Source organism: Jiangella rhizosphaerae (genome assembly GCF_003579925.1).
Taxonomy (GTDB): domain Bacteria; phylum Actinomycetota; class Actinomycetes; order Jiangellales; family Jiangellaceae; genus Jiangella; species Jiangella rhizosphaerae.
The window spans coordinates 1-1,024 of sequence record NZ_QUAL01000222.1; the positions used below are offsets into that span (position 1 = coordinate 1).

At 72.2% G+C, this 1,024-nt stretch carries 2 protein-coding genes and 1 pseudogene; all 3 read left to right on the top strand.

Features of this window, described 5'->3' with window-relative positions; translation table 11 throughout:
- Positions 1-242, top strand: a pseudogene (locus DY240_RS22570) (transcription termination factor NusA); the annotation flags it as partial.
- Positions 243-275: 33 nt separating this feature from the next.
- Positions 276-614: a YlxR family protein gene (locus DY240_RS22575; RefSeq protein ID WP_199702081.1), complete on the top strand. Its 339-nt coding sequence runs from the start codon at positions 276-278 to the stop codon at positions 612-614.
- Between the two features lie 90 nt (positions 615-704).
- On the top strand, positions 705-1,024 hold a 320-nt coding region (locus tag DY240_RS22580), incomplete at its 3' end, for a translation initiation factor IF-2 N-terminal domain-containing protein (protein ID WP_199702084.1).

Genomic DNA, 1,024 nt, shown 5'->3' on the forward strand with positions numbered 1-1,024 from the left:
CCGAGGACCCCGCGGAGCTGGTCGCCAACGCCCTGTCGCCGGCCCGCGTGCAGCGCGTCGAGATCGTCGACGCCGCCGCCCGATCGGCTCGCGTGACGGTGCCCGACTTCCAGCTCTCGCTGGCCATCGGGCGTGAGGGACAGAACGCGCGACTGGCCGCGCGGCTCACCGGATGGCGCATCGACATCCGCCCCGACACCGAGCCCGAGACCTCCGATCGGGGTGCCGGTGCGCCCGCGTGACCGTTCAGGCCCGATAGACGCTAAACTGTTCAAGTGAAAGACCGCGCGCCCGGCCGGTCTCCTGTGCGCACGTGCGTAGGATGCCGGTCTCGTGCGGTGAAGTCCGAACTGCTCCGCGTCGTCGCGGGCGGTACCGGCGCCGGAAGGGCGCTGGTTCCCGACCTCGACGGCCGGCTCCCGGGCCGCGGTGCGTACCTGCACCCGAGCCAGGGGTGCCTCGACCAAGCCGAGCGTCGTCGAGCGTTCTCGCGCGCACTACGCGCCGAGGGACCGCTCGACGGTGCAGAGCTGCGTCGCTGGCTCGCCGAGCACGAGGATCGACCCGGTCGGCCGCAACGGCCGGCTGGAACGGATGAAGGAGACACGACGTGACGCTCACGAGCGCTCGATGAGCACGCAGCGATGAGCACGCGCACCACCTAGCCGGTCCGAGCCGACACGCCCGGGCCGAGAAGGAGAGCAGTGGCAAAGGTCCGGGTACACGAGCTCGCGAAAGAGCTCGGTGTGACGAGCAAGGACGTCCTCGGCAAGCTGGGCGATCTCGGGGAGTACGTCAAGTCGGCGTCCTCGACCATCGAGCCCCCAGTCGTCCGCAAGCTTCGCGAGGCGTTCGCCAATCAAGGAACCGGCAAGGGAGCCAAGCGGTCTCCCGGCCGCCCTGGCCCCACGGCCAGGCCGGCGGCCCCCACGCCCAGTACAGCCAGTGCGGCAGCACCGGCGCCGGCACCCGCCGCGCCGGCGGCGAAGCCTGCCCCGCGCCCCGCGGCGCCGGTCGAGCAGCA